Here is a 6,000-nt window from a genome sequence, read left to right on the forward strand (position 1 = left end):
AGCCGTCGCGGACCCTCGAGCACTCGGCGTGAGCAGATGTCGACGACGCAGGCGAGATACAGCCACGAGCCACCGACCTGCACGTATGTGATGTCGCCGCACCACTTCTCGTCCAGTCGTGCGGCGGTGAAGTCGCGTTGGACGAGGTCCGGGGCGGGCGGTGCGAGCCGGTCGGGGACCGTGGTGCGCTTGCGGCGCCGCAGATGGCGGCCTTCGAGCCGGTTGGCGCGCATCAGGCGCTCGACGCGCTTGCGGTTGACCATGTGCCCGTATCCGCGCAAGTCGGCATGAACGCGCCGGACTCCTTAGGCGCCCTTGTGCTCGGTGTGGATCTCACGGATCTCCACGGCAGAGCATCGTCGGCGGCCTGCCGCTCCCGGAGGTCTTCGCGCCGGCGATCCACCGGTGGTATCCCGAGCGCGAGACCCGAAGGACCCGGCATATCCGCTGGACGCCGAAGGTCACGGCGTGGGTGGAGACGAAGTCCCAGCGGCGGGCCACCGGCATGCCTTGCGCGGACAGCAGCACCATCTGGGCCTCGCCGCCAGGTCACCACCGCCCCGGTGCCCCGGCGGATGATCCGCAGCAGCCGTCTGCCCTCGTCATCGTCGATCTCGCGTACCCGCACCCGCTCCGCCACAGCTCAGCAGCCTGACCGATCCGTCCAGCCCACACCAGGTCCATCGCCGACACCGGCATGCCGTCGCAACCACGCCGCCTCCGTGGGCGTCAGATTCGGGTCATCCAGCTTCACCCGGACCACCTCCTGCATCCGTCCGGCCGGGTCGGTCCGGCAGCCGCTGCGGATACCGCGCAGCAACAGCCCCCGCCCGAGGCGGGCGGCGAATCCCGGCACGTCCGCACTGCACACGGTCACCATGGTCATCGCCACATCGGCAGCCGGATCACCAGCGCCCGCATTGCACCAGTCGATCACTACCGGTCCCCACCGGGTCAGAATGACGTTGCCTGGATGCAGGTCCAGATGCAGCACCCGGTCACCCTCCCCCGTACCGAACCGCCTGGGCAGCCACTCCGGTGCCGGCAGCGCATGCAGCCGATCGTGCAGGCGGCCCAGCTCCCGGCCGAGAGAACCACCCGCCATGGACGCCGGGCCAGCACATCCAGCATCGTCGGCCCGGCCAGCCGCTCGAGAACCATGTCCGTGTCGGTGGTCTCATACACCTGCGGCACGGGATACCCACATGCCGCAAGGTGCGTCATCAAGCGTGACTCCAGACCGGTGGGCCCCCGTGCCGGTACCGCCGCAGCACCCTGGAATCATCCAGGGCATACACATCGGCATCCCGGCCCTGCGCGATCAACTCCATGCGGTGCAGTCTGTCTTGACGGCCGAACCTCGAAGTCAGCCGCTGAGACAACGCCGCATGCAATGCGCGTCGTTCGTCCGGAGCGTTCCCCCTCTGGCCAAGGACCCCGGGCACGGCATTGACTTGCCAGAACACGGCACCGGTCAAGCGAAAGGGGCAAGGGCGTGCGCGCACGCGGCATCAACTACGACACCGGATTCCTGCCTGGGGAAGAGCTCTCCCGCAAGAGCTTCACCCCTGAGACAGTCCGCCACGACATGGCGGTGATCTCCAGGGAGCTCCACTGCGACGCCGTTCGTATCTCCGGGCGAGAGCCCGAACGGCTGAGCATCGCTGCCCGGCACGCCGCAGACACGGGCCTTGAAGTCTGGTTCGCCCCCTTTCCCGTGGACCTCCCCCGCGGCCAGTTGCTCCCGTTCTTCGCCGACTGCGCCCGACGCGCCGAAGCCGTGCGGGAGGCCGGCGCCGACGTGGTGTTCGTCGCCGGCTGCGAGATCAGCGCGTTCTGCGGGGGTTTCATCCCGGGCGATACCTACGGCGACCGCCTGCAGGCCATGGCCGACGCCGACATGGAGTGGTGGTCCTCCCTCGGACCGGTGCAAGAACGCCTCAATGACTTCCTCTCCGAAGCCACCGCGACCACCCGCACGCACTTCGGCGGGCGGGTCACCTACGCCTCGGCGCCCTGGGAGTTCGTCGACTGGCATCCGTTCGACTTCGTCGGCATCGATGCCTACCGGGCCGCCTACAACGCCGATAGCTTCCGGGACGAGCTGCGCCGCCACCTCGCTCACGGAAAGCCCGTCGCGGTAACCGAGTACGGAACCTGCGCATACCGGGGCGCGGGCGAACGTGGCGGCATGGCCTGGCAAGTGCCGCACGACGCGGTGCCGGACGAGGACGAACAGGCACGCTACTTCACCGAACTGATGGACATCTTCGAAGAGGAAGGCGTGGACACCGCGCTCTGGTTCACCTTCGCCGGCTACAGCAGGCCCGGGCAGCACGACCTTGGCTCGTACGGCGTCGTCCGGGTGCTCGACGAGGCCCGCTGGGAACCGAAGGAGATATTCCACACGATGGCCGTCAGGCACCAACGCGGCTGAAGCGTCACGGCCTCCGTTCAGAAAGGACTCTCGGCGTCAGCCGCAACTGGACGCCGAGCGTCACAGAACGATGGTTCTGCCGCAGCCTGGCAGACGATCTTCTCCGCAGACTGCCGCCCGCAACCAGCACGAGCATCCCGAGAGACCGCCACACCAGCCCTTTGACCTGCGACTTCAAGTTGACGGAGGCTCTATGGTGTGCATCGCGAACGTCCACTGATCGACTCGGAGGTGTCATGCCCCTGCAGATGAGGCTGTGCGCGATAACACTCGACTGCTCTGATCCGCTGGCTCTGGCGGCGTTCTATCAGCAGGCCACCGGCCTCGAACCTCACCCGAAATCCGACGTCAACTTCGCCGGTCTCAACTGTGAGGACGGACTCTTCATCGGCTTCCAGCGAGTCGACGACTACCGGCCTCCCCGCTGGCCTGACCAAACTGTTCCTCAGCAATCCCACCTCGACTTCGCGGTCGATGACCTGGACGAAGCCGAGACCCGGCTGCTTGAGCTGGGGGCGAGCAAACCTGATCATCAGCCGAACGACAACAGGTGGCGGGTCCTCACCGATCCGGCTGGGCATCCTTTCTGCCTGGTCAGAGGCTGATAGACGCTGACGTCGACGACGTGCGTCGACGACTATGGCCGTTTGGGCGTGATGCAGCCATAGATGGTGGAACGCCCGACCTTGAAGGTCTGGGCGATCTTCGGGATGGGGGTGCCGGAGTCGTAGAGCTGTTGTGCCTGCTCGGCCTGTTCAGGAGTGAGTCGTGGCGGTCGCTCTTGCCGCGGGCCCGGGCGGCGGCCAGGCCGTCGTTGGTGGCGGCGCGTACGAACTCGTGGTGCAGGGCGGCGAAGACGGACATCATGCCGAGACGGGATCACGTGAGACGGGACAAGAGCCGGACACTGTATGGAGCATCTGATGGCGCAGCGGCGAGGGCTGTGGTGAACGCGGCGAGACGATGGGGTTTGGGGTGTCGCAAGACGATCGTTTACCGACACTCGAACTCCGTCGAGAAGGTCCACGCGGTTGAGCATCGTGGATCAGCGCGACCGCGGTGACGGCTCCAGACGGGGGTGTGTCTGCCCCAGGACGCTCCTGGGGCGGGGGACCATCGGCAAGTCACGGGAGCGCCCGATGGGGGAGAAGAGGAGGATGAACGCGGCCAGCGGCACTCCAGCCGTCGTGATCCACATGGCTGTACGGAGATCGAAGACAGTTCCCAGCCATCCGCCGAGCAGAGCGCCCAGCGGGATTGTTCCGTAGTTGAGGAAAGCCGTGCTCGCCGTGAGACGCCCGAGGAACTCCGGCGGGCAGTATCGTTGCTGGAAGCTCGCCTTGATGACGTTGCCGGCCACGACGCCTGCTGAGACACAGAATCCGCCCGTGGCGAAGAGAAGGAGCCCGGCTCCGGCGGAGGCGGCCGGGATGAGCAGCGCGAAGATCGCGAACCCGAGCTCGAACAGCAGCGTCGCGCGGGCGGTCCCGATCCGGTCGGCGACGCGGCGCGCGATGAATGCCCCGGCGATACCTCCCGCGCTGGCGGCTGCGATGAGTCCGCCGACCGCTCCGGGCGCCAGGCCCACGGTATGGACGAGGAAGACGACCTGGATCGACTGATAGCCCATGAGGGCCAGGTTGGAGGCCGCCCCGAACAACGTCATCGTGCGGAGCCAGGGATCGCGGGCGACCAGTCGTAGGCCCTCATTAACTTCGTCGAGCAGAGCTGTGGAGCGGACGGCTGTCCTTTCGGGGTACGGCTCGCGCTTGCGGATGCTCGCGACGCAGAAGAGGGAGAGTAGAAAAGTCGCCGCGTTGGCGAACATCGCGTTGACCGCGCCTGCCGTCTGCCCGATCAGGCCGGCGGAACCGAGACCGGCGATCTGGGCGGCGGACGCACTGCCGTGCAGCTTCGCGTTGCCTTCGGGTTGGTCTTCGGGCGCCAGAATGCCGGGAAGGTAGGCGGTGTAAGCGGTCTGGAAGAACACGGCGGCAGTGCCCGTCAGCAGCGCGACGACCACCAGCAGGCCAACGTTCAGATGGCCGGTCCGCGCGGCGACCGGAACCACGGAGAACAGCAGGAAAGACACCGCGGCAGCGGTCAGCATGACGGGTCTGCGACGCACCCGGTCTACCCACGCTCCGACCGGGAGACCGACGACCAGCCACGGCAGCCAGGCCGAGGCGCTCAGTAACCCGACCTCCCATGTGCTGGCGTGCAGGGTCGAGACGGCGATCAGAGGCATCGCCACGGCGGTGACGGAGGCGCCGAACTTCCCCGTGGTCTCTCCACACCACAGCAGACGAAAGTCCCGATGCCGACGCAGGAGACTGACACGTATCTCGTGGCTCATCCGTTTCCCCGTTCTTTGCGGGGGAACGACTGGATCTGCACGATGATCGGCAGCGCCCCCGGCGCTGCCTCTGCGTCGGGCGCGGGAGTGTGACGCGCGATCACGGCCATCAACTCGTCGTTGAAAGACTTGAGCTGTGCTGGCGTCATCCGCAGGTCCCGCCAGTCGGAGATGGTGCCGGCACGCTGCCAGTCGCCGTCCCAGTTCTCGCTCAGGTAGTTCGTGACCCGGCTGAAGTACTGCTGCACCAGCTCGTGCATGTAAACCGACAGGGCGCCCTTGGTGTCGGGGTCATTGTGGAATTCAGCGGTCTCCAAGACCTTCGTGTCCTCGACGACTCGCCACCAGCGCTCACGCTTGGTGCCGCGGCCCGTCTCCTCTTCGATGAACCCGTGCTGGGCAAGATGCCGCAAGTGCCAGCTCACGGTGCCGGTGTTCTCGCCGAGGCGTGCCGACAGTCCCGTGGCAGTGGCCGGGCCGTCGAGGGTCAGCATCTCCAGAATGCTCATGCGCAAGGGGTGCGCCAGGCCTCGCAGGCTGCGGGCGTCAAGGCGCCGTACGGGCTTGTGTTGGGTCGCCGCCCTAGTACTGCAACGGTCTTTGCCGTGACGGTTTGGCAGTCGGATCGTTGTGCTGGGCATGGGGTGGGATGTGGTGCCGGCGGATGTCCGGCGTTGGTCGTCTGGGCTGGCTGAGCTGCATGAACGGTTCGTGTATCGGTTCAACAGGCTGGAGCCGCGGGAGTCGTCGCTGGCGTATATGCGGGGGTTGATCGCTCCGTTGGAGCGGAAGAACGGCTGGACGCTGGCGGAGGAGGCCGGGCATGCGGCCCCGGACCGGATGCAGCGGCTCTTGAACCGGATCGACTGGGACGCCGACGAGGTCCTGTCCGATGTGCGGGACTACGTCATCGAGCACCTCGGTGACCCTGAGGCGGTCCTGATCGTGGACGATACCGGCTTCCTGAAGAAAGGAGTACGGTCGGCCGGAGTCCAGCGACAGTACTCCGGCACCGCCGGACGGACCGAGAACTGCCAGATCGGCGTCTTCCTCGCCTATGCCACCGAGCGTGGCCGCACCCTGGTCGACCGCGCGTTGTATCTGCCGAAATCGTGGACCGAGGACCGCGAACGCTGCCGGAAGGCCGGCATCGACGACACCGTGGAGTTCGCCACGAAACTGCAGATGGCCGAGGCGATGGTCGACC

General features: G+C 66.8%; 7 protein-coding genes and 1 pseudogene. 3 read left to right on the forward strand and 5 right to left on the reverse strand.

The features are described from left to right. Positions 1–17 precede the first annotated feature (17 nt). Positions 18–640 (reverse strand): annotated as a pseudogene (locus QMZ92_RS33630) (IS3 family transposase); the annotation flags it as partial. A gap of 3 nt (positions 641–643) precedes the next feature. Beyond that, positions 644–1,105 carry a phosphotransferase family protein gene (locus QMZ92_RS33635; protein ID WP_283301407.1) on the reverse strand — a complete coding sequence of 154 codons (462 nt, stop codon included), beginning with the start codon at positions 1,103–1,105 and terminating at the stop codon, positions 644–646. Between the two features lie 390 nt (positions 1,106–1,495). Between QMZ92_RS33635 and QMZ92_RS33640 the strand changes: the two genes are divergently transcribed. Then, positions 1,496–2,437, forward strand: a complete 942-nt coding sequence (locus QMZ92_RS33640) for a glycoside hydrolase family 113 protein (protein ID WP_283301409.1) — start codon at positions 1,496–1,498, stop codon at positions 2,435–2,437. A gap of 236 nt (positions 2,438–2,673) precedes the next feature. Beyond that, positions 2,674–3,042, forward strand: coding sequence for a VOC family protein (locus QMZ92_RS33645; protein ID WP_283301411.1), 369 nt, complete (start codon positions 2,674–2,676; stop codon positions 3,040–3,042). A gap of 32 nt (positions 3,043–3,074) precedes the next feature. Here the strand turns inward: QMZ92_RS33645 and QMZ92_RS36635 are convergent, their stop codons facing one another. Genes QMZ92_RS36635 through QMZ92_RS33655 form a run of 3 tightly spaced genes read right to left on the reverse strand, consistent with a single transcriptional unit; the run spans position 3,075 to position 5,434 of the window. Continuing rightward, entirely contained in the window at positions 3,075–3,476 is a 402-nt protein-coding gene (locus QMZ92_RS36635; protein ID WP_502962198.1) for a helix-turn-helix domain-containing protein, read from the reverse strand. Between the two features lie 6 nt (positions 3,477–3,482). Further along, positions 3,483–4,793 (reverse strand): MFS transporter, encoded by a 1,311-nt coding sequence (locus tag QMZ92_RS33650; protein WP_283301413.1) that lies wholly within the window; start codon positions 4,791–4,793, stop codon positions 3,483–3,485. Beyond that, a complete protein-coding gene (locus QMZ92_RS33655) occupies positions 4,790–5,434 on the reverse strand; it encodes a helix-turn-helix domain-containing protein (protein ID WP_502962199.1) in 645 nt (214 codons plus the stop codon). The genes QMZ92_RS33650 and QMZ92_RS33655 overlap by 4 nt, the downstream gene beginning before the upstream one ends. Here QMZ92_RS33655 and QMZ92_RS33660 point away from each other — a divergent pair. After that, a partial coding sequence (locus QMZ92_RS33660) for an IS701 family transposase (RefSeq protein ID WP_283301417.1) occupies positions 5,433–6,000 on the forward strand: 568 nt, incomplete at its 3' end. The genes QMZ92_RS33655 and QMZ92_RS33660 overlap by 2 nt on opposite strands.

The organism is Streptomyces sp. HNM0645 (assembly GCF_030056615.1).
GTDB classification, from domain to species: Bacteria; Actinomycetota; Actinomycetes; order Streptomycetales; family Streptomycetaceae; genus Streptomyces; species Streptomyces marianii.

What these genes read in the sequence shown, in the direction of transcription:
- QMZ92_RS33635 (WP_283301407.1), bottom strand. Translation starts at nt 1,105, where the DNA reads ATGGCGGGTGGTTCTCTCGGCCGGGAGCTGGGCCGCCTGCACGATCGG.
- QMZ92_RS33645 (WP_283301411.1), top strand. Translation starts at nt 2,674, where the DNA reads ATGCCCCTGCAGATGAGGCTGTGCGCGATAACACTCGACTGCTCTGAT.
- QMZ92_RS36635 (WP_502962198.1), bottom strand. Translation starts at nt 3,476, where the DNA reads ATGCTCAACCGCGTGGACCTTCTCGACGGAGTTCGAGTGTCGGTAAAC.
- QMZ92_RS33650 (WP_283301413.1), bottom strand. Translation starts at nt 4,793, where the DNA reads ATGAGCCACGAGATACGTGTCAGTCTCCTGCGTCGGCATCGGGACTTT.
- QMZ92_RS33655 (WP_502962199.1), bottom strand. Translation starts at nt 5,434, where the DNA reads ATGCCCAGCACAACGATCCGACTGCCAAACCGTCACGGCAAAGACCGT.